The organism is Halococcus sp. IIIV-5B, assembly GCF_003602035.1.
Classification (GTDB): domain Archaea; phylum Halobacteriota; class Halobacteria; order Halobacteriales; family Halococcaceae; genus Halococcus; species Halococcus salsus.
The window spans coordinates 18,158-37,051 of the sequence record NZ_QZWE01000005.1; the positions used below are offsets into that span (position 1 = coordinate 18,158).

Annotated in this window: 20 protein-coding genes; 7 read left to right on the plus strand and 13 right to left on the minus strand. The window is 68.6% G+C overall.

Annotated features, from left to right (window positions below; genetic code table 11):
• Positions 1 to 19: 19 nt before the first annotated feature.
• The 6 genes from psmA to D3261_RS05255 are packed head-to-tail and all read right to left on the minus strand — an operon-like array spanning position 20 to position 3,218.
• A complete protein-coding gene (psmA, locus tag D3261_RS05230; RefSeq protein ID WP_120069860.1) occupies positions 20 to 772 on the minus strand; it encodes an archaeal proteasome endopeptidase complex subunit alpha in 753 nt (250 codons plus the stop codon).
• Between the two features lie 4 nt (positions 773 to 776).
• The gene (locus D3261_RS05235) at positions 777 to 1,253 is read right to left on the minus strand and encodes an Rpp14/Pop5 family protein (protein WP_120069862.1); all 477 of its coding nucleotides are present in this window, start codon (positions 1,251 to 1,253) and stop codon (positions 777 to 779) included.
• Positions 1,250 to 1,885, minus strand: coding sequence for a class I SAM-dependent methyltransferase (locus D3261_RS05240; RefSeq protein WP_120069865.1), 636 nt, complete (start codon positions 1,883 to 1,885; stop codon positions 1,250 to 1,252). The genes D3261_RS05235 and D3261_RS05240 overlap by 4 nt, the downstream gene beginning before the upstream one ends.
• Positions 1,857 to 2,582 (minus strand): RNase P subunit p30 family protein, encoded by a 726-nt coding sequence (locus D3261_RS05245; protein ID WP_120069867.1) that lies wholly within the window; start codon positions 2,580 to 2,582, stop codon positions 1,857 to 1,859. Before D3261_RS05245 ends, D3261_RS05240 begins: the two co-directional genes overlap by 29 nt.
• A gap of 3 nt (positions 2,583 to 2,585) precedes the next feature.
• Positions 2,586 to 3,011 (minus strand): RNA-binding protein, encoded by a 426-nt coding sequence (locus tag D3261_RS05250; protein ID WP_120069870.1) that lies wholly within the window; start codon positions 3,009 to 3,011, stop codon positions 2,586 to 2,588.
• Between the two features lie 24 nt (positions 3,012 to 3,035).
• Positions 3,036 to 3,218 (minus strand): hypothetical protein, encoded by a 183-nt coding sequence (locus tag D3261_RS05255; RefSeq protein WP_007692052.1) that lies wholly within the window; start codon positions 3,216 to 3,218, stop codon positions 3,036 to 3,038.
• A 710-nt stretch (positions 3,219 to 3,928) separates the two neighbouring features.
• Between D3261_RS05255 and D3261_RS05260 the strand changes: the two genes are divergently transcribed.
• Entirely contained in the window at positions 3,929 to 4,288 is a 360-nt protein-coding gene (locus tag D3261_RS05260) for a 4a-hydroxytetrahydrobiopterin dehydratase (RefSeq protein WP_120069873.1), read from the plus strand.
• A 6-nt stretch (positions 4,289 to 4,294) separates the two neighbouring features.
• Positions 4,295 to 5,266 carry a biotin--[acetyl-CoA-carboxylase] ligase gene (locus tag D3261_RS05265; protein ID WP_120069875.1) on the plus strand — a complete coding sequence of 324 codons (972 nt, stop codon included), beginning with the start codon at positions 4,295 to 4,297 and terminating at the stop codon, positions 5,264 to 5,266.
• A gap of 8 nt (positions 5,267 to 5,274) precedes the next feature.
• On the opposite strand, the gene D3261_RS05270 is transcribed toward D3261_RS05265, so the two are convergent.
• From D3261_RS05270 to D3261_RS05280, 3 genes are all read right to left on the minus strand, one after another.
• Positions 5,275 to 5,727 (minus strand): universal stress protein, encoded by a 453-nt coding sequence (locus D3261_RS05270; RefSeq protein WP_120069878.1) that lies wholly within the window; start codon positions 5,725 to 5,727, stop codon positions 5,275 to 5,277.
• A 29-nt stretch (positions 5,728 to 5,756) separates the two neighbouring features.
• Positions 5,757 to 6,794 (minus strand): amidohydrolase family protein, encoded by a 1,038-nt coding sequence (locus tag D3261_RS05275; protein ID WP_120069881.1) that lies wholly within the window; start codon positions 6,792 to 6,794, stop codon positions 5,757 to 5,759.
• Between the two features lie 340 nt (positions 6,795 to 7,134).
• Positions 7,135 to 8,361, minus strand: a complete 1,227-nt coding sequence (locus tag D3261_RS05280; RefSeq protein WP_120069883.1) for an HD domain-containing protein — start codon at positions 8,359 to 8,361, stop codon at positions 7,135 to 7,137.
• Positions 8,362 to 8,562: 201 nt separating this feature from the next.
• On the opposite strand from D3261_RS05280, the gene D3261_RS05285 reads away from it, so the two are divergent.
• The 3 genes from D3261_RS05285 (at position 8,563) to D3261_RS05295 (ending at position 12,119) form a co-directional block, all read left to right on the plus strand.
• Positions 8,563 to 9,333 carry an SDR family NAD(P)-dependent oxidoreductase gene (locus tag D3261_RS05285; RefSeq protein ID WP_120069885.1) on the plus strand — a complete coding sequence of 257 codons (771 nt, stop codon included), beginning with the start codon at positions 8,563 to 8,565 and terminating at the stop codon, positions 9,331 to 9,333.
• Positions 9,333 to 10,328: a TIGR04024 family LLM class F420-dependent oxidoreductase gene (locus tag D3261_RS05290; RefSeq protein ID WP_120069888.1), complete on the plus strand. Its 996-nt coding sequence runs from the start codon at positions 9,333 to 9,335 to the stop codon at positions 10,326 to 10,328. Before D3261_RS05285 ends, D3261_RS05290 begins: the two co-directional genes overlap by 1 nt.
• A gap of 168 nt (positions 10,329 to 10,496) precedes the next feature.
• Positions 10,497 to 12,119 (plus strand): BCCT family transporter, encoded by a 1,623-nt coding sequence (locus D3261_RS05295; RefSeq protein ID WP_120069890.1) that lies wholly within the window; start codon positions 10,497 to 10,499, stop codon positions 12,117 to 12,119.
• A 49-nt stretch (positions 12,120 to 12,168) separates the two neighbouring features.
• Here D3261_RS05295 and D3261_RS05300 read toward each other — a convergent pair whose 3' ends face one another.
• The 3 genes from D3261_RS05300 to D3261_RS05310 are packed head-to-tail and all read right to left on the minus strand — an operon-like array spanning position 12,169 to position 14,691.
• Positions 12,169 to 13,218, minus strand: coding sequence for a site-specific DNA-methyltransferase (locus tag D3261_RS05300; RefSeq protein ID WP_120069892.1), 1,050 nt, complete (start codon positions 13,216 to 13,218; stop codon positions 12,169 to 12,171).
• A 46-nt stretch (positions 13,219 to 13,264) separates the two neighbouring features.
• A complete protein-coding gene (msrA, locus tag D3261_RS05305) occupies positions 13,265 to 13,804 on the minus strand; it encodes a peptide-methionine (S)-S-oxide reductase MsrA (protein WP_120069894.1) in 540 nt (179 codons plus the stop codon).
• 50 nt (positions 13,805 to 13,854) lie between these two features.
• A complete protein-coding gene (locus D3261_RS05310) occupies positions 13,855 to 14,691 on the minus strand; it encodes an ion transporter (RefSeq protein WP_120069897.1) in 837 nt (278 codons plus the stop codon).
• 84 nt (positions 14,692 to 14,775) lie between these two features.
• On the opposite strand from D3261_RS05310, the gene D3261_RS05315 reads away from it, so the two are divergent.
• Together D3261_RS05315 and D3261_RS05320 are read left to right on the plus strand one after the other, a co-directional pair.
• Complete coding sequence (locus D3261_RS05315; protein ID WP_120069900.1) at positions 14,776 to 16,461, plus strand: thiamine pyrophosphate-binding protein; 1,686 nt, start codon at positions 14,776 to 14,778, stop codon at positions 16,459 to 16,461.
• A 45-nt stretch (positions 16,462 to 16,506) separates the two neighbouring features.
• Complete coding sequence (locus D3261_RS05320) at positions 16,507 to 17,409, plus strand: hypothetical protein (protein WP_120069902.1); 903 nt, start codon at positions 16,507 to 16,509, stop codon at positions 17,407 to 17,409.
• A gap of 4 nt (positions 17,410 to 17,413) precedes the next feature.
• On the opposite strand, the gene D3261_RS05325 is transcribed toward D3261_RS05320, so the two are convergent.
• The gene (locus tag D3261_RS05325) at positions 17,414 to 18,832 is read right to left on the minus strand and encodes an FAD-binding oxidoreductase (protein WP_120069905.1); all 1,419 of its coding nucleotides are present in this window, start codon (positions 18,830 to 18,832) and stop codon (positions 17,414 to 17,416) included.
• Positions 18,833 to 18,894 lie beyond the last annotated feature (62 nt).

Genomic DNA, 18,894 nt, shown 5'->3' on the forward strand with positions numbered 1-18,894 from the left:
GCGAAAGAGGGTGCGGGCGTTACTCCTCGTCGGTCTCGTCGGTTTCGAGGAGGTCGTACTCCGAGAGGTAGGACTCGATCTCGTCGTCGGGGAGCTCGCGGAACTGCTCGGTCTCGACGTCGACGGTGGCGACGCCGATCTCGGCGGCGGCGAAGGCGTCCTCGCCGGCGACCGCGAGGGTTTCGAGCGCGAGCCCGATGCCCCCATCGAGGTCCATGTCCTCGCGATACTCGTCTTCGAGGTGTTCGAGCATCTCGGAGCGGCCCGACCCGACCGCGAGGGCCTGCCACTCGCTCGGGACACCCGAGGGGTCGGTCTCGAAGAGACGGGGTTCGCCGTCCTCGATCCCGCCGACGATCAGCGCGACGCCGAACGGTCGCGCGCCGCCGACCTGGGTGTACTGCTGGATGTGGTCGGTGACGTCCTTCGTGAGGGTCTCGACACCGATCTGCTCGCCGTAGCGGAGCTGATTGATCTGGGCTTGCTGGCGTGCGAAGTCGATGAGCTGGCGGGCGTCGGCGACGTGGCCCGCGCTGGCGATCCCGATGTGGTCGTCGGCCTTGTGGATCTTCTCGACGCTCTCGCGCTCGACCAGCGGCGACTGGTAGCGCTTGTCGACGGCGAACACCACGCCATCGGTGGTCTTGACGCCGATGCTCGCGGTGCCGCGTTTCACCGCCTCGCGGGCGTACTCGACCTGGTAGAGCCGCCCGTCCGGTGAGAAGATCGTTATCCCACGGTCGTAGGCCTGCTGTTGGGCTTGTCCCTGCATAGTTTCAGATATCGAGTGACGTCGCCCCCACGAACCCGTCTTCCAGTCGGGCGTCGACTCGTCCGCCCCGCACGAAGGCGGGACGCCGTGCGTCCGCGAACGCGACGTTTCTCTTGTCCGCTTTTAATAACGCGCGACCTTTATACCTTTCTTCACAGGCACGTATCGTGCCGCTCGCTCCCATGATTTCGAGGGCTACCGGCGCTCCGTCGACCGAATCGACGCACGCCAGCGCGGCCCGTGCCCGCTCGACCTCGCTCCGCCGGACGCGCACCACCGCCCAGCCACGCCCCTCCTCGAACGAGAAGTCGATCACCTGTAGGTCGGCGTCGGCAGCCCCCGGATCCCCGAGGAGGTTCTGGGCGGCGTACCAGCACTCGCGCTGAAGGTCGCGCCGCCCGAAGCCAGCGTCGGGCCAGGACTCGATAGCGACCCCGAGATATCGCCGTCGGGGTCGGAGGTGTTTCGGGAGGTGTTTCATTCCCGCCGGGTCGTCCCCTCCCGTCCGCCGGCGCGCTCGGCCACCAGTACGCCGACCTGGTCGTGGACGCGCTCGACCGCCGTGAGCGAGAAGCCCGCGTCCGTCAGTGCGTCGGCCAGCGCCCCGACCGTCGCGGGGTCGTCGACCTCCGGCGAGTAGAACGGCTCGTCGGGGTCCGGGCCGTCGAAGAACATCACGTCGCCCAGCACGAACTTCCGCGGCCCGAGGTCGCCGATGGTGGCGATGGCCTCGCGTTTCTCGTCGTTCGCGAGGTGGTGCATCGCGAAGTTCGAGACCACGATGTCGACCGGCTCGTCGACGTTCGGCTCCCGGAAGCGTCCCTCCGCGAACGCGACGTTCTCGATGCCCGCCTCGTCGGCTTTTCGACGAGCTTCGTCCATCATCCCCGCCGAGATGTCGCGACCGAGGACGCGCTTCGCGTCGGGCGCGAGCGCGAGCCCGATCGCCCCGGTCCCCATCCCGAGGTCGAGCACGACGTCCTCGGACCCGGGCGCGGCGTGGTCGATCACCAGCGAGGCGGCGGCGCGGTACGCCTCGCTGTCCTGGCTCTCGTCGTAGTCGGCGGCGTGGTCGTCGAACCGGCTAGCGTGTTCCTCGATGGTCTTCTTCATACCTGCCCCGTCTGACCCCCGGCTCAATGAAGGACTCGCTCATGACCTCGCGGTTGCGGTCCACGAGCCGACCCCACTCCGCGAGCCCGGCCTCGATCGCCTCCCTACCGAACCCGATGACCTCGCCGAGCGCGTAGAGGTCGCGTGGCGCACGGAGTTCGAGGTGGCTGTCGGGCGTGGCGCTCACCACGTAGGGCGCGTCGTACTGGAAGACGATCTCCCGAAGCTTCCGGAGGTCCGCGAGCGCCTGGACGCGGCGGCCGCCGTGGAGCCGGCAGACCCGCCCGAGGTCGAACTCGAACCGGACGCCGTTCCGTTTCGCCGCCCGCGCGAGGACGTGGTTCACGTCGCCGTCGGCCATCGGCCGTGAGAGTACGTCGACTCGGGGCTCTTCACACGCGAACCGGTTCAGGTCGCGCGACCCGCGAACCAGCACGAGGGTCCGGTCGTCGCGGACCGACGTGATCCGCGCGCTCGCCGCCGACCGGTCCCGTTCCCGGACCTCGATCCCATCAACCACGTCGATGCCGTACTCGTCGGCGATCGTCTCGCGGCTCGGCCCCTCCCCGTCGAGGATCGCTTCGGCCGCGTTACGAACGACGACCCCCGAATACCCCAGGTCAGCGGCGCTCAGCGCGAACCGGGCGGCCGTGCTCTCGCCCGCCGGGTACGCGGTGACCGCCTCGTAGGGGCCCACGAGCTACGAACGCGCTTCGAGCGCGTCGGTCGCGTTCTCGACGGCCTGCTCCTTCTTCGCGGGGTAGGCCTCGACCTTCGCGCGGAGCTCGATCCCCTCGCCGCGTTTCACCTGCTCCTTGAACGCGGCCTGTTTGTCGAGCCGTAAGAAGAGCGAGCAGTTGTCGTCGATCCGTTCGTCGAGCTCCGCCGCGATGTCGTCGAGGTCGATGTCGGCGAGGACGTCGAGCACGTGGCGCACCGCGTCGGCGTTCTCGACGCGCGCCGAGAGCACCAGGATCCGGTCGCCGTGGAAGCCCTCGTTCTCGACGCGCTCGACCTCGAACCCCTCGGGCAGGAAGGTCCGGAGCGCGCGCTCGACCCGGAGTTCGTCCTCGGTGGCGTAGCAGAAGGCGCGAAGGTCGACGTAGTGGAAGGGAACGCTGGCCATCTCTCGATCGGGCTCTGGACGCTCTCAGTCCTCGGTGGCTTCCAGGGAGTCCTCGGGGACGCCCGATTCCTGGCCCTCCTCGAAGTTCACGGTGTAGGTCGCGTCGCCGAACATCGTCTCCATGACCTGCGTGACCGTGCCCGTCTCGCCGTCGTACTCGCTGTGGTCGTCGTGGAGGACCACCTCGTCGTCTTCCTCGAAGCTCATACCCACCCCTATCCGATGCCTGAATAAAAACCCACTTTTTCCGACTCGGGTCGACCCCCCCGCGATCGGCCGCCGTTCTCCGCACGACCGCCGCCCCGCCGAAGCCCTCAGCACGCTTCGCGTGCTTCGCCCTTCATCCACCAGGAAACGTGGCTCCGCCGAGCGCGGCTCGTCTTCACCTCTCGGGGTTGTGGGATCGCCCCGTCTCCGCCCCACGACCGCATCCATCCCGCGGCTACATCGCCGACAGCCGGTGGTGGAGTGATGTTCGCTCACGCTGCGCTCACGTGTCACTTGGTTCACGGCTTCCTGCGGTCGCCGTTCGCCTCGTGGTCGTTCGAGAGAGCGAAGCTCTCTCGTGATCCTCAAAAGAGCCTTCGGCTCTTTTGGACCTCGCGGAGCTTCGCTCCGCTCAGTGACGAAAGACGCGAAGCGTCTTTCGAACCACCTCCCTCCGGTCGGCCATGCCCCACTCCCCGTTCGCATCGAGGCGCATCGCTTCGCTCGCGCCTCGCAGGCGAGGGCTTCGGCGGTGCGGTGCTGTGCGGGGCGGTTGCGGTCGCGGAGGTGATAGTGGTTGTACCGTGAGTGAGCCGAAGGTGAACGAGCGGCCCTTTTTAGTCCAGGTTTTTCAAGGAGCGGTGCGCGAAGCGCACCCGACGCAGAAAAAAGTGGGAGAGTACAAGTCGATCGCTGGCCAATCCTTCAGTATGGCCGAAACCGAACTCGCCGAGCGCGAATGCGTCGCCTGCACCAGCGACGACGACCCGTTGGCGGGCGAAGAACTCGAAGTGTTCTCCGAGGGGATCGATGGCGACGTCTGGGACGTCGTGGACGACCACCACCTCGAAGGCACCTACGAGTTCGCGGACTTCCGCGATGCGCTCGAGTTCACCTACGAGGTGGGCGAGCTCGCCGAGGAGGAGTGGCACCACCCGGATATCCACCTCTCGTACGGTGAGGTCACGGTCGAGATGTGGACTCACAAGATCGACGGCCTCTTCGAGACCGACTTCGTCATGGCCGCCCGGATGGACCGGATCCACGACGACTACGAGCCGGACGAGTAGGGACCGATGCAGGAGACTCGCCACCAGGTCCTCGACGCCATCGCCGACGAACCAGTCTCGGGCCCGGAGCTCGCGGCCTCCCTCGGGGTCTCGCGCGCGGCCGTCTGGAAACACATCGAGGCGCTCCGCGAAGCCGGCTTTTCCATCGAGAGTGACGGCGGTTATCGACTGACCGGAGTTCCGGAGTACGGCGGGCCCGCGATCGAGTTCGGCCTCGATGCACCCTTCGCGGTCGAGTACCACGACAGCCTGCCGAGCACCAACGCCCGCGCACGCGAACTCGCCGAGGCGGGCGAGACCGACCGCGTCGTGGTCGCGAACGAACAGACCGGCGGTCGCGGCCGGCTCGACAGGGAGTGGGCCTCGCCGCCGGGCGGGGTCTGGTGTAGCGTGCTCTGCCGGCCCGCCCTCCCGCCGGCCCACGTCCCGATCCTCACCCTCGCGGCGGCGGTCGCGGCCGTCGAGACCGCCTGCGAGTTCGGCGTCGATGCCGGTATCAAGTGGCCGAACGACGTTCTCGTCCCCAGCGAGACGAGAGCCAGTCGGACGGAGTCCGACGACGTTCTCGTTCCAACTGCTGAAGGCGAGAAGAAACTCGTCGGGGTCCTGACCGAGATGGAGGGCGAGGCCGACCGGGTCTCGTGGGTGGTCGTCGGTATCGGGGTCAACGTCCGGGCCGAGGGCCTCCCCGCGGGTGGAACCGGACTGCTGGCCCACACCGACGACCTCGACCGCCGAGCTTTCGTCCAGCGCCTCCTCGAACGGTTCGACACGCTCCGAGGGAAACCGGAGACGGTGCTCTCGAAGTGGCGCGAGCACGCGCTCACCCTCGGGCGACGGGTCAGGGTCGAGACGCCCGGCGGGGAGGTCGTCGGCGAGGCGGTCGACGTCGAACTCCCCGGGACTCTCGTGGTCGAGACCGACGAGGGGACACGGCGGGTTCACGCGGGCGACTGCGAACACCTCCGACCAGTCTGATCCCAGGGTCAGTCGTCGGCGTCGTCCACCTCCTCGCGCTCGACACGAACCGTGAGCACGGGCACCGACGAGGTGCGGACGACGCGTTCGGCGACGCTCCCGAGCAGCAGGCGGTCGATGCCACCGCGGCCGTGGGTGCCCATCACGACGAGGTCACAGCCCTCGCGCTCGGCGTACTCGACGATCCGCTTGCTCGGTGCGCCCTCGACCAGCACGCGCTCGACCGTCACGCCGCTCGCGAGCTCCTCGACGCGGTCGAGCGCTCCCTCACCCTGGTCGTTCAGCATCGTCCCCAGCCCCTCGATCGCCGAGTCGGCCGGCAGACTGGCGTAGCCGGCGGTGTTGACGACGTAGATCGCGTGGAGCTCGGCGTCGTGGACCCGCGCGAGTTCGACGGCGTGCTCGACCACGGGGTCGACTTCCGGCGAGCCGTCGGTCGGAACGAGGATACGGTCGTACATGATTCCCTCTCCCCTTCGCGGCCCGCGGTCTAATCGTTCCCGGTGGTTCGTTCGGGTAGCACGACGCGTTCGATATCGGCGACACCCGCCCGTCGAACCACCCCTCGGACCGGGTCCTGCACGCCCGCGAGGTTGTTCGAATCGCCGTCGAGCACGCAGAGCCGTGCCTCGCGTCCGGGTTTAACGACGCCCGCATCGAGCCCGAGGAGGTCGGCCCCGTTGGCCGTCGCCATCCGGAGCACGTCGCGCGCCCGGCAGTCGGTGAGCTTCGCGGTGAACTCCATCTCGCGGAACATCGACGGGGAGTCCAACATCGCGTTGTCGGTCCCGAGCGCCACCGTCGTGCGGTCGGCGAGGCGTTCGATGGGCGGGAATCCCACGCCCGTCACGAGGTTCGAGCGGGGGCAGACCGCGACCGGGATGTCCTCCGCCGCGAGCCGGTCGAGGTGGTGGGATTCGGCGTAGACCATGTGAACCAAAAAATCGGGGTCGAGCGCGAGCGCGGGCTCGATGTCGGTAGCGTCGCGCTCGCCGGCGTGGATCCCGAACAGCTTGCCCGCCTCCCGGGTCGCCGACCGCTCGTCCTCGAAGTCGGCGTCGCGCGCGCCGCTCGCGCCGAAGCCGTCCGCTACCGCCATCGCCTCGACGGTCTCACGACCGAGGACCGTCGCGTCGATGGGCGAGTCCGCGAGCGCGTCCTCGATGGCCCGAACCCCCTCGACACCGCCCTCGCGGAACTCACAGAACGCGCCGGTCCCCGACTCGACCATGAAGTCGATGGTGCGTTCCATCCCCGCGACGAGGTCCTCGCGGCTCGCCGCCCGGAGCAGGCGGTGTTTCAGGCCGTCGGGCGGCGCGACCAACTCGTCGAGGCTCAGCCCACCGCCGGCCTCCTTCGCGATCGAGTCGCCGATGTGGGTATGGGCGTTGACGAACGCCGGGAAGACGATCCGCGAGGAATCCGTCGCTGCCTCCTCGACCGCCTCGATCCGGCCGTCCTCGACCACGACCCGTCCCTCGATCGGGTCGAAGTCGTGACCCGCGAGTATCGTGCCCTCGATCTCCATGGTCGGGGTCGGTGGCGAGTCGCCTTGAATGGCTCCGTCGATGGACGAGTCGTGTGTCTCGATTGTGGTTGAAACGGTCGGCGCGCGGCCTCCGCGCCGCCCGACGGGCGGCGCGAAACGCCCGTGCGAGGGATGAGCACCGCAGTGAGCGAGCGAACGAGGAGCGCAGTCGGCTGGGGAGGCGTGTGGCCGTCGCGGAACGGTGGCGGAGCGGGAGAGTGAGGAGTTGTACCGTGAGTGAGGCCAAAGGCCGAACGAGCGGCTCTTTTTAGTCCAGGTTTTTGCGAGGAGCGGTGCGCGAACGGAGTGAGCGTACCCGACGAAGTAAAAAAGTGGGTCGCTATTCCCCCGCGAACTCGTCGAGCGTGGTGTGGACTCCGGGGCGGACGTCCGAGACCAGCGCGCCGTCGATGTCGAGCCCAAGGACGGCGGCGGTGGCGTTGCCGACGCGCTCGGCCGCGTCGTGGGGGGCGTAGACCCCGAGCCGCCACTGGTCGCGCTGGATGGCGTCGAGCGCCTCGACGAGCGTCGACTGCCGACCCAGAGGGCGGATCTCGCCGCTCACCACCACCCGCGAGGAGGACTCGGTCATGCCGGGTCGCGAGGGCACGTCGAGGATCACGTCGTCGGCCTCGACCGCGGCCCGGTCGGCGATGGTGCGTTCGCGCTCGCGGATGGTGTCGTGGTCGGCGTCCACGAGGTCGTCGGGGGTGTCCCGGAGCTCGGCCCACACCGCGCGTTTGTAGAGGTCGCGTCGGTCGAGGCGGGCGGCGTCGGCGGCGGTCGCTTCGTGGTCCCTGAGCGCCACGATGAGGTCGGCGTCGTCCATCCGACGGAGGTCGTCGGCGGCGAGCCCGTCGTCGAGCAGGCGCTCGGCCGCGCGCCGGAGCATCGCCTTCCCGATACGGGCGACCGGGTGGCTGTAGACCACCGGGTTCATCAGCGCGCGCGCGACCAGCAGCGACTCCGCGGTCTGGACGTTCCCCTCGTCGAGTACGAGTTCGCCGTCGAGATACCGGAGTTCGCGAACGAGACGGTCGTGGTCGATGGTCCCGTAGGGAACCCCGGTGTGGTGGGCGTCGCGCACGAGGTAGTCCATCCGGTCGATGTCGAGTTCGCCCGAGACCAGCTGGCCGAGCCGGCCCTCGCCCGCGACGAGGCCCGCGATCCGCTTCGGGTCGAGGTCGTGCGCTTCGAGGATCGCGGCGACCTCGCCACCCGCGAGGAGCTCCTCGACGTCGTCGTGCTCCGCGCCCGTGTGGCGGTAGACCAGGGTTTCGAGGTTGTGGCTGTAGGGGCTGTGGCCGACGTCGTGGAGCAACGCGGCGGCCCGGACCCGTTCGGCTTCCCGTCCTTCGATCCCGAGATGGCCGAGCGCGCGGTCGGCGAGGTGGTACACCCCCAGACTGTGTTCGAAGCGGGTGTGGTTCGCCGAGGGGTAGACGAGGTCGACGGTCCCGAGCTGGCGGACGCGTCGGAGGCGCTGGACGAGGGCGGTGTCGAGCAGGTCGCGCGCCACCCCCCCGACCTCGATGTGGCCGTGGACGCTGTCCTTGATGGTCTTCATTGGGCTCCCTTCGGCGCGTTCGGTCAAGTAGTTTCACTTCCCTGTAGTGAATCGGGTCCATCGGCGCTCGTCGCGATGGCCCACGATATGTTACCGACGGTAAACACATCGATAGTTCAGGACAACGTCGATTACGATGGGGTTTATTAGCGCGCCATCGGTAACGGTCGATGTGATGGAACCCACCACGCGGAGGCGGCGATGACGACCGACCAGTTCAGCGTCGCGGGCGACGTCGCGGTCGTGACGGGTGCGTCGAGCGGTATCGGGCGAGCCATTGCCGAGCGCTTCGCCGAGGACGGGGCGGACGTCGTGGTCTGTTCGCGCGAACAGGCGAACGTCGACCCCGTGGCCGAGGGGATCGAGGAGTCCGGGGGGTCGGCGCTCGCGGTCGAGTGCGACGTCCGCGACCGCGACGCCGTCGAGGCGCTGGTCGAGGCAACAGTAGAAGAATTCGGCGGGGTCGACTGCCTCCTCAACAACGCCGGCGCGAGCTTCATGGCGAACTTCGAGGGCATCAGTGAGAACGGCTGGAAGACCATCGTCGACATCAACTTGCATGGCACCTACCACTGCACCCAGGCCGCTGGCGAGGTGATGCGCGAGAACGATGGCGGTCGGATCGTCAACTTCGCGAGCGTCGCGGGACAGGACGGCGCGCCGTTCATGAGTCACTACGCCGCCGCCAAGGCGGGGATCATCAACCTCACCTCGACGCTCGGTTACGAGTGGGCGAGCGACGGGGTCCGAGTGAACTGCATCGCGCCGGGGTTCGTCGCCACGCCGGGCGTCGCGAGCCAGATGGGTGTCACGGCCGACGAGATCGACCGGGACGACGTCGACCGGAAGATCGGAACGCCCGCGGAGATCGCCGACGTCGCGCAGTTCCTCGCCAGCCCCGCGTCGTCGTACCTCACCGGCGAGACGGTCACCGCCCGCGGCGTCCCAGACATCATGGAATCGCCCGAGTGATGGCCCGCGAGGTCTTCCTGCCGGTGGCGGCCCAGCCCAGCGTCGACGCGCTCTGCGAGCAGGCCGAACGCGCCGAAGGGCTCGGCTACGACCGGGTGTGGCTCCCCGAGACGTGGGGCCGGGACGCGGTCACCGTCCTGACGAGCATCGCCCACCGCACCAGCGAGATCGGGATCGGGACCTCGATCCTCCCGGTCTACTCGCGCTCGCCCGCGCTGATCGGCCAGACCGCCGCCACGTTGCAGGAGGTCTCGGACGGTCGTTTTCGACTCGGCCTCGGTCCGTCGGGTCCCATCGTGGTCGAGAACTGGCACGGCGTCGACTACGGCAACCCCCTCAGGCGAACCCGCGAGACCGTCGAGGTCGTCAAGCGGGTTCTCTCGGGCGAGGCGGTCAGCTACGACGGCGAGTACTTCGACCTCGCGGGCTTCCGGCTGCGATGTGAGCCCCCCGAACCCCGTCCACCCGTCGATGCAGCCGGGATGGGCCCCAAGAGCGTGGAGCTCGCGGGTCGGTTCGCCGACGGCTGGCACGCGCTCCTCCTCACGCGGGACGGGCTCCGCGACCGGCTCGACGACCTCCGTCGTGGAGCCGACCTCGCGGGTCGGGATCCCGACGAAATTCGCGTCACGCTCTCGCTGACCTGCGCCGCCCTCGACGACCCCGACCGGGCGCGCGAGTCGGTCCGCCAGCACCTCGCCTTCTACGTCGGCGGAATGGGCACCTTCTACCGCGACAGCCTCGCGCGCTCCGGCCACGAGGCGACCGCGAACGAGGTCTACGACCGCTGGCAGGCCGGCGACCGCGAGGCCGCGACCGCGGCCATCGACGACGACCTCCTGGATTCGCTCGCGGTCGCGGGTACGCCCGAGACGGCGCGCGACCGCCTCGAATCGTTCGCCGCCATCGACGGTGTGGACCGCGTCGCGGTGTCGTTCCCGCGCGACGCGAGCCTCGCGGAGATCGAAGCGACTATGACGGCGCTCGCGCCCTGAGACGCCGATTTCCACACCACAGGGTTTACCCGTCGGTGTACGTTTAGCCGGGCCACCTGTGGCTTGGACACCGGTCGTCTCGACGACAGCGACGATGGATCGGCGCACAATCGACATTCGTGCCGAGAGGCGCTCTGGCGGCGACGGTCTCGCCGTCGGGGCGATCTGATGGGGATCGCGTACGCGTTCGGGCTCGACGACGCCGACTGGGGCGAGATCGGGCTGTTCTTCGTCACGATCTGCGCGCTGGTCGCGCTGGTCGTCGTCGGTATCCTGAACCCGCCGCTGTTGAGCAACACCCTGACCGGCACCTACGACTGGGTGATGCACTACTTCGGCTGGTGGTTCATGGCGCTCGGCGGCGTCCTGCTCGTCTTCGGGCTGTTCATGACCCTCTCCAGATACGGAACGATCCGTATCGGCGGCGAGGACGCCGACCCCGAGTTCGGTTTCTACTCCTGGATCGCGATGGTGTTCACCGTCGGGTTCGGGAGTTCGATCATCGTCTGGGGGGTGGGCGAACCGATCCAGATCGTCAACAGCCCGCCGTCGACGCTGCCGGTCGGCGGCACCACGATCAAACCCCTCTCGCTCGCGTTCATGTTTCTCCACGAGTCGTTCCCGGGGATGGCGATGTGGTACATCCCGGTGGCGCTCTCGTTCGCGTTGATGGTCTACACCGGCTCGGTCTCGGAGTACAAACTCAGCTCGATGCTCGACGTGGCGCTCGACCGCGAGGACTACGGCTGGCTCTACTGGCTCGTCGACCTCTCGGCGCTGGTCGCGATGGTCGGCGGGATCGCCACCACGCTCGGGTTCACCGCCCAGCAGCTCTCGACCATCCTGGACGTGGTCTATGGGCTCCAGGCCACCGCGCTGACCTACGGCCTCCTTCTCGCCATCGGCCTCGTCTTCCTGGCCGACGTCTGGCTCGGGCTCAGAAGCGGGATCCAGAACGCTGCCCGGGTGACGATCGTGTTGATGGTGCTCGCGGCGCTGATGCTGTTCGTCGTCGGTCCCACGCTGTTCACGCTCAACATCTGGATCGACGCCACCGGGATCTGGCTCAACAACCTGCCGCGACTGATGTTCTTCACCGCGCCCACGAGCGGTGGCGACTGGCCCCAGCAGTGGACCAGCTTCTGGTGGGGCTGGTGGGCGGCCTGGGGGCTGTTCGTCGGGAGCTTCGTCGCGCGTGTCTCGAAGGGACGCACCATCCGCGAGACCTTCTTCGCGTTGGTGGTCGTGCCCTCGGGGCTCGTCTGGGCTCAGCACGCCATCATCGGCGGCTGGGTGCTCTCGCCCGAGTACTTCGGCCCCGTCAGCACCGCGCTCTCGAACGGCGACATCCCGGCCGCGGTCGCGACCGCCATCTCGATCACGCCCTACGGCAACGTTTTGGGGCTGCTGCTCGTGCTCGTGATGGTCGGCTACATCCTCACGACGCTGGACTCGGCGGTCTTCATGCTCTCGGCGATCACCCTCGGCACCGAGGACCCCAACGCACGCAATCGTGCGTGGTGGGGCGTGCTGCTTGCGTTCCTCGGTGTCATGACCCTCAACCTCCCGTCGTTCAGCGCGATGCAGTCGTTCTCGCCGGTGATGGCGCTGCCCTTCTCGCTCTACTTCCTCGTCCTGCTCTACGCGAGCTACGTCACCGCCCGCGACTACTACCACGAACACCTCATGGGTCCGGACGAGGAGCCGTTCTTCACGGTGAGCCACCGGCCGGACCCGGAAGCCAGCGAGACGACCGGCGGCAACCGGGCCGCGGGCGAGAACGACGACTGACCCGCGGTCTTCGCTCGAACTGAAGCGCTGTTTTCCTCCGTGTCGCGGCTCAGGAGTCGGTCGTGGCCGGTTCGTGAACCGCTCGGTAGCCCCCGTCGATCGCCTCGACCCGGTCGACGGTGCGCAGCGCCATCGAGCGTTCCTGTTTGGTCGTCACGGGAAAGTCGTAGCGTTCGGCCTCGTAGTCGAACCCCTTGCCCGTCGCCCGTCTTCGCTCGACGAACGCGCGGTGGCCGTCGAGTCGGTCCCCGATGACCCGCCGGGAGAGGTTGGGGACGTCCGCGACCCGGTCGGCGAATCCCTCGACGAGGCCGGCATCGAGCTCGTAACCCACCGAATTTCGCCCGGCGACCATCGCGGCGAGACCCGTGGTGCCGGTGCCCCAGAACGGGTCGAGTACCGTGTCGCCGTAGACCGAGTACATATTGATCAGCCGGTAGGGGATCGCGAAGGGATAGGCCGCCGAGCGCTCCCGCGACTCGCCGCCGTCGAGCGCCTGGCGCTCGCCCGTGACGTCGGTCCAGAGGTCGGAGAACCAGCGGTTGCGCTCCTCCCAGAAGTAGGCCGCCTCGTAGCGGCGGTCGGCGTGGGGTTCGAACCCGCGCCGTGTCGCGCCGTTCCGGAAGACCAGGATGTACTCGTGTTCGAGGGTGGCGTAGGCGTTCGGCGGGAGCATCCCGCTGCCCATGAACTTCGCGCCGGCGTTGGTCGGCTTCCGCCAGAGGATCTCGGGCAGCGGGTCGAAGCCGAGCGCCTCGAAGGCGTCGATAATTCGGGAGTGGTTCTGATAGACCCGAAAGCTCCCGTCCAGGGTCCGGGTCGCGTCGCCGACGTTGACGCAGGCGATGCCGCCGTCGACGAGCACACGGGCCACCTCGCGCCACACCCCATCGAGGAGGGCGTGCATCGCCTCGAACGCGCCGCGACCGTCGGCCGCCGCGAGCCGCTCCTCGACCGCGGGGTCGAGCTCGGCGAAGGTGTCGTCCCAGAGCTCGATCATGGGATACGGCGGCGAGGTCACGACGAGTTCGACGCTGTCGTCGGCGACCGCGTCGAGATCCCTCGCATCCCCGACGACGATGCGGTGGCTGGTTTCCACTACCCGAGACAGACGGCGCGCTCGCAAGAAACCCCCGATGGAGAACTCAGGCGGTGATCTCGCCGAACTTCTCGCGAACCTTCTCGATCTTCGGCTGGGCGTGGAACGAGCAGTAGGCGTCGCCGGGGTTCTTCGCGTAGTAGTTCTGGTGCTCCTCCTCGGCGCGGTAGAAGGTGTCGAGCGGTTCGACCTCCGTCACGACGTCGTCCTCGTAGCCGCCGTCGCTGTCGAGCGCCTCGACGTAGGCCTCCGCGGTCTCCTGTTGGGCCTCGTCGTGGGTGAAGACCGCCGAGCGGTACTGGGTTCCCACGTCGGGGCCCTGCTTGTTGAGCTGGGTCGGGTCGTGGACGGTGAAGAAGACCTCCAGCAGGCGCTCGTAGGTGATCGTGTCGGGGTCGTACTCGACCTGGACGACCTCCGCGTGGCCGGTGTTCCCCGAGCAGACCTCCCGATAGGTCGGGTCTTCGGTGTGGCCGCCGGCGTAGCCCGACGTTACCTCACTGACGCCGTCGAGCTCTTCGAGCGCGGCCTCGGTACACCAGAAGCAGCCGCCGGCGAGCGTCGCACGGTCCGTGTTTGATGCCATACCCGGAGTAGGGAGCGCAGCAACGAAAGCCCGTTGCTCGTGTGGACGGTTCAATCCTCGTGGTGCGGCGGGCGGTTCGGGTCGCGCGCGCCCAGCCGTTCCCCGCAGTGCGGACAGACCGTCGGGGTCTCCTCACGATCTTCGAGGAAGCCCGAGGCGAGGATGCTCGCCGGGAGCGCGAAGAAGGCGACCCCGCCGACCATCGTGAGGCCCGCCAGCGCCTTCCCGAGCGGGGTAACTGGAACCACGTCGCCGTAGCCGACGGTCGTCAGGGTCGCGATGCCCCACCAGAGGGCGGCCGGGATGCTCGAGAAGGCCTCGGGCTGGGCGTCGTGTTCGGCGTAGTAGAGCAGGCTCGACGCGATCACCAGCAGCACCGTCGCGCCCGAGAGCGCGATCGAGAGGTCCTCGCGTTTGGCCCAGATGACCCGTTCGAGCGTCTGCATCCGGCTCGAATACCGGGTGAGGCGGGTCAGTCGGAGGAGCCAGATCGGCCGCATGAGGAACAACAGGTCGACGTTCCCGAGGGCGGCCGCGAGGTAGAACGGGGCGATGGCGAGCAGGTCGATGAGCGGGTACGGCCGGGCCATGTAGCGCAATCGCCCGATCACCGGCCGAGTGTAGGTCTCGCCCGCGGTGGCCGCCCAGACCCGCGCGACGTACTCGACGGTGAAGGCCGCGATCGAGAACAGCGCGAAGGCCTCGAAGAGGTGGCCGTACTGGGCGTCGAGCGATCCGACGGTTTCGAGCATCACCAGGAGCGCGTTGAGGACGATCAACGCCATCACACACCAGTCGACCACCTGTCCGGGGGTGCCGCCCTCGCCGGTCGCGAGCAACGTGGCGAGACGGTGCTTCGGTGGCGGGTCGTCCGTCGTGTCGTGCATACCCGACCATCGACCAGGGGGACCAAAAATCGACGTGGGCCGGCGCTACAACACTTATGCCGACGGCCGGAGTGTGTGTGAGGGATGACCGATCCGACCCGGACGGGGGCCGAACTGTTCATCGAGGCGCTCGCCGACTACGGCGTCGAGCACGTCTTCGGCAACCCCGGGACCACCGAGCTCCCGGTGGTGCACGCCATCGCCGACAGCGACATCGAGTATATTCTAGGCCTCCACGAGGACATCGCGGTCGGGATGGCCGGCGGCTACGCCCAGACACGGCGCTATCACGCACACCACGACGATTCCGTGACGCCGCTGGGGGTGGCGAACCTCCACCTCGCACCCGGCCTCGCCCACGGTCTCGGCAATCTCTACGCCGCGAAGGTCGCCGGCGCGCCGCTGCTGGTGACCACTGGCAATCACAGCACGGATTTCCGCCACGAGGAACCCATTCTTTCGGGCGACCTCCTCCGGATGACCCGCCAGTTCTGTAAGAGTAGTCACGAAGTGCTCGACGTGGCCGCGCTCCCGACGATGGTCCGGCGGGCCGTCAGAACGGCGCTCACGCCGCCGACGGGGCCCGTCTTTCTCGGGCTGCCGCTCGATACGATGCTCGCCGAGACCGACGCCCACCCCGAGCGCCTCGGCCCGATCCCGACCGCCGGGAGCGGTGACTCGGCAGAACTCGACCACGCCGCCGACCGCCTCGTCGCGGCCGAGGATCCAGTCCTCGTCGTCGGCGACCACGTCGCGCGCGCCGGCGGGATCGAGGCGGCTGTGAGGTTCGCCGAGGCCGCCGGGACCCGCGTTCACAGCGAGATCCTCGCCAGTGAGACCGACTTCCCCGGCGACCACGACCAGTGGGTCTCGCCGATCCCACCCAACGAGGACCTCGCGGCGACACTGTTGAGCGCCGACACAGTGGTTTTCGCGGGCTGTTCGACCAACACCACGCTGACGCGCCACGAGCGCGAGCTCGTCGACGACGACACGACCTGTATCCACCTCACCGACGCGCCCCACGAACTCGGGAAGAACCAGCCGGCCGACGCCGCTGTTCTCGGCGACCCTGGGGCGGTCTTGGACGAACTCGCGGACCGGGTTCGCGACCGGCTCGACGAGGGAACCAGGACCGAGCGCCTCGACGCGGTGGCCGCGACGAAGGAGATGGTTGCGGGTCAGATAGCGGGGATCGGCACCGGCGACGAGGAGAGCCCACACGCCTCGAAGGCCGAGCTCGTGGACGCGCTCTACGAGGCCGCCCCCGACGCCTTCGTCGTCGACGAGGGGATCACCGCGAAGTACGCGATGCTCGCGCGCTGGCCGCTCCAGCCTGAACAGTACATCTCCAACAAGGGCGGCGGCCTCGGCTACGGGCTCCCCGCCTCCGTGGGCGCGGCGCTGGCCGAGTCCCTCCGGGACGAACCCCGCGACGTCATGGGGTTCGTTGGCGACGGCTCGTATCTCTACTACCCCCACAGCCTCTACACCGCTGCGCGCTACGACCTCGATCTCACCGTCGTGATCCCCGACAACCGCAACTATCGAATCTTGAAGGACAACACCCTCGACCTGCTCGGCGGCGACGAGACCGACTACGACTGGACCGACATGGAGTTCGCGCCACCGGTGGATATCCCGACGAACGCCGAGAGCCACGGCGCGCGTGGAGAACTGATCGAGTCACCCGAGGATATCGCCTCGGCCGTCACGAGCGCCCTCGGCCGGGACGGCCCGGACGTGCTCGACGTGCTGGTTCACGACTGAGACCACCACAACGCACATATCGCTGGTTTGCCGAGATGAGAACGAATGGCCCGTTCGGTTCCGGTTCTGGTCCTCGTGCTGGCGCTCGTTCTCGCGGGCTGCAACGGCTTCGTCTCCGATGACGACACCCCCACGGAGGCGGTCACGCCGGTCGCGGTGCCCACCGACGAGCCAACGCCGACCCCGACCCCACAGCTCGCCCCCGGTCTCGACGAGACGGGCGTCACCGACCCCGTCGAGCTCGGCGAGGCCCACGCCGCTGTGCTCGACAACCGCTCGTTCACGGTCCACAGCGAGACGACGGTCCGCTTCGCCAACGGCAGCACCTACCGACACGACGAGCGGATCGGACGGTTCGCGGCGAACCGAAGTCGGTACCACGTCTCGTCGAACGGCTCCGGGTCGGTACCGGTCCGCAACGCCTCGTGGTACAGCGTCGAAGCGTGGTCGGACGGGTCGCAGGTCCTCACCGCACAGCGGATCGACGGGAACACGTCCTACGACACGCAACGCGGTCTCGACGGGAGCCCGGCATCGGTTCGCGAGGGCTACAACGGGTTCTTCCGGTTCGAACCGGGGACCGGACAGGCGGTCTACACGGTGTTCGGCGCGACCGAGACCCGGTTCGTCGGCGAGACGCGTCGAAACGGGGATCGGTTCTATCAGGTCACGGCGACCGACGTGACGAACCCGAACGCGTTCGCCGACGGGGGCGTCGAGGAGCTCCGGTACCCCTCGCTTCGCGCGCTGATCGCGCCCACTGGCCTCGTTCGCGAGTACCGCCTCGATTACACCGCGACGCTCGACGGCCCGGGGGCCCCGAACGAGACGGGGCGAACGGTCCACGTCGACCGCTGGGTGAGCTACACCGACATCGGGACCACCACGGTCGAGCGCCCGTCGTGGTACGACGAGGCCGTCGCGAACGCCTCGACGGCGACGGGGTAAGAGTCTACTCGGGTGGGTCGACCCACAGCCGCTCGCCGTCGAGGGTCTCGGGAAAGATCTTCCCCGGGTTGAGGGTGTCCGTCGGGTCGAGCGCGTGTTTGACCGCACGCATCGCCTCGACGCTACTCTCCCCGTGCTCGGCCACGAGGTACTTGCGCTTTCCCTGGCCGACGCCGTGTTCGCCGGTCGAGGTGCCGCCGAGTTCGATCGCGCGCTCGACGATGGCGTCCGAGACCGCCGTGCCCGCCGCGCGTTCGTCCGGGTCGTCGAGGTCCACGAGCACGTTGTAGTGGACGTTGCCGTCGCCAGCGTGCCCGAAACACAGCACGTCGAGGCCGTGCGCCGCGGCCTCGTCCTTCGCGAACCGAACCATCGCCGGGTAGTCGCTGATGGGCACGGTGACGTCGCCGGGTTTGACGGGTCGGCGCGGCGGGTCGTAGGCGACCATCGCGGGCGCGAGGTCGCGGCGGGCCTGCCAGAGCCGCTCCATCGCCTCGCCCGCGCCGACCTCGAACCCCGTCGCGCCGCACCGTTCGAACACCTCGCGGCAGGTCTCGACCTCGGTCCCGATACCGTGGTTCGCGTGGAACTCGAGGAAGACTACCGGCGATTCGGGGAGATCGGTACCGGAGTAGGCGTTGGCGACCGCGGCGCTCAGCGGGTCGAGGAGTTCGATCGTGGCGACGTCGACCCCCGCCTGCATCGTCGCCGAGACCGCCTCGGCCGCGGCGTCGAGGTCATCGAACGTCGCCCGTCCGCCGCGGACCTGTTTCGGCCGGCGGGCGAGCTCGAACGTGATCCGCGTCACCACACCGAGCGTGCCCTCGCTTCCGACGAGGAGGTCGGTCAGATTGTAGCCGCTGGAGGTCTTCTTCGCCCGGCTCCCGGTCTCGATGACGGTCCCGTCCGCGAGCACAGCTTCGAGCCCGAGCACCCAGTCGTGGACCTCGCCGTACTTCACCGTCTTCGCCCCGCTCGCGTCGTTCGCCACCATCCCGCCGACGGTCGAGATGTCGGCGGACTGTGGGAGCGGCGGGAGGAAGAGGTCGTGGTCGTCGACCGCGTCGTTCACCGCCGACCCGAGCACGCCCGGCTCGACGTCGACCTGGAAGTCCGCGGGGCGGACGTCGAGCACCGAGTCCATCCGCGTGAGGTCCATGCTCACGCCGCGATGGGCCGGCAGCGCGTTGCCTTCGAGCCCCGTGCCCGCCGCGTAGGGCGTCACCGGAACGCCTCGCCGGGTGGCGGCCGCGAGCACCGCGCTGACTTCCTCGGTGGAGCCAGGCCAGCAGACCGCGTCGGGCACGACGTCCTCGCCGGGCGGTGTCCCCCAGTCGGCGGCGTGGTCGCCACGGTCGTCGTCGCCGAACGAGACCCGGTCGTCCGGGAGGTGGTCGGTCAGAAACGAACAATCGTGAGTCATGCCGGTCGTCCGTCCGCCGCGGGCATAAACCTCAAGGGAGAGGTGGCGGTCGGACACCGCTC

What these genes read in the sequence shown, in the direction of transcription:
- psmA (WP_120069860.1), bottom strand. Translation starts at nt 772, where the DNA reads ATGCAGGGACAAGCCCAACAGCAGGCCTACGACCGTGGGATAACGATC.
- D3261_RS05235 (WP_120069862.1), bottom strand. Translation starts at nt 1,253, where the DNA reads ATGAAACACCTCCCGAAACACCTCCGACCCCGACGGCGATATCTCGGG.
- D3261_RS05240 (WP_120069865.1), bottom strand. Translation starts at nt 1,885, where the DNA reads ATGAAGAAGACCATCGAGGAACACGCTAGCCGGTTCGACGACCACGCC.
- D3261_RS05250 (WP_120069870.1), bottom strand. Translation starts at nt 3,011, where the DNA reads ATGGCCAGCGTTCCCTTCCACTACGTCGACCTTCGCGCCTTCTGCTAC.
- D3261_RS05255 (WP_007692052.1), bottom strand. Translation starts at nt 3,218, where the DNA reads ATGAGCTTCGAGGAAGACGACGAGGTGGTCCTCCACGACGACCACAGC.
- D3261_RS05260 (WP_120069873.1), top strand. Translation starts at nt 3,929, where the DNA reads ATGGCCGAAACCGAACTCGCCGAGCGCGAATGCGTCGCCTGCACCAGC.
- D3261_RS05265 (WP_120069875.1), top strand. Translation starts at nt 4,295, where the DNA reads ATGCAGGAGACTCGCCACCAGGTCCTCGACGCCATCGCCGACGAACCA.
- D3261_RS05270 (WP_120069878.1), bottom strand. Translation starts at nt 5,727, where the DNA reads ATGTACGACCGTATCCTCGTTCCGACCGACGGCTCGCCGGAAGTCGAC.
- D3261_RS05275 (WP_120069881.1), bottom strand. Translation starts at nt 6,794, where the DNA reads ATGGAGATCGAGGGCACGATACTCGCGGGTCACGACTTCGACCCGATC.
- D3261_RS05280 (WP_120069883.1), bottom strand. Translation starts at nt 8,361, where the DNA reads ATGAAGACCATCAAGGACAGCGTCCACGGCCACATCGAGGTCGGGGGG.
- D3261_RS05285 (WP_120069885.1), top strand. Translation starts at nt 8,563, where the DNA reads ATGACGACCGACCAGTTCAGCGTCGCGGGCGACGTCGCGGTCGTGACG.
- D3261_RS05290 (WP_120069888.1), top strand. Translation starts at nt 9,333, where the DNA reads ATGGCCCGCGAGGTCTTCCTGCCGGTGGCGGCCCAGCCCAGCGTCGAC.
- D3261_RS05295 (WP_120069890.1), top strand. Translation starts at nt 10,497, where the DNA reads ATGGGGATCGCGTACGCGTTCGGGCTCGACGACGCCGACTGGGGCGAG.
- msrA (WP_120069894.1), bottom strand. Translation starts at nt 13,804, where the DNA reads ATGGCATCAAACACGGACCGTGCGACGCTCGCCGGCGGCTGCTTCTGG.
- D3261_RS05310 (WP_120069897.1), bottom strand. Translation starts at nt 14,691, where the DNA reads ATGCACGACACGACGGACGACCCGCCACCGAAGCACCGTCTCGCCACG.
- D3261_RS05315 (WP_120069900.1), top strand. Translation starts at nt 14,776, where the DNA reads ATGACCGATCCGACCCGGACGGGGGCCGAACTGTTCATCGAGGCGCTC.
- D3261_RS05320 (WP_120069902.1), top strand. Translation starts at nt 16,507, where the DNA reads ATGGCCCGTTCGGTTCCGGTTCTGGTCCTCGTGCTGGCGCTCGTTCTC.
- D3261_RS05325 (WP_120069905.1), bottom strand. Translation starts at nt 18,832, where the DNA reads ATGACTCACGATTGTTCGTTTCTGACCGACCACCTCCCGGACGACCGG.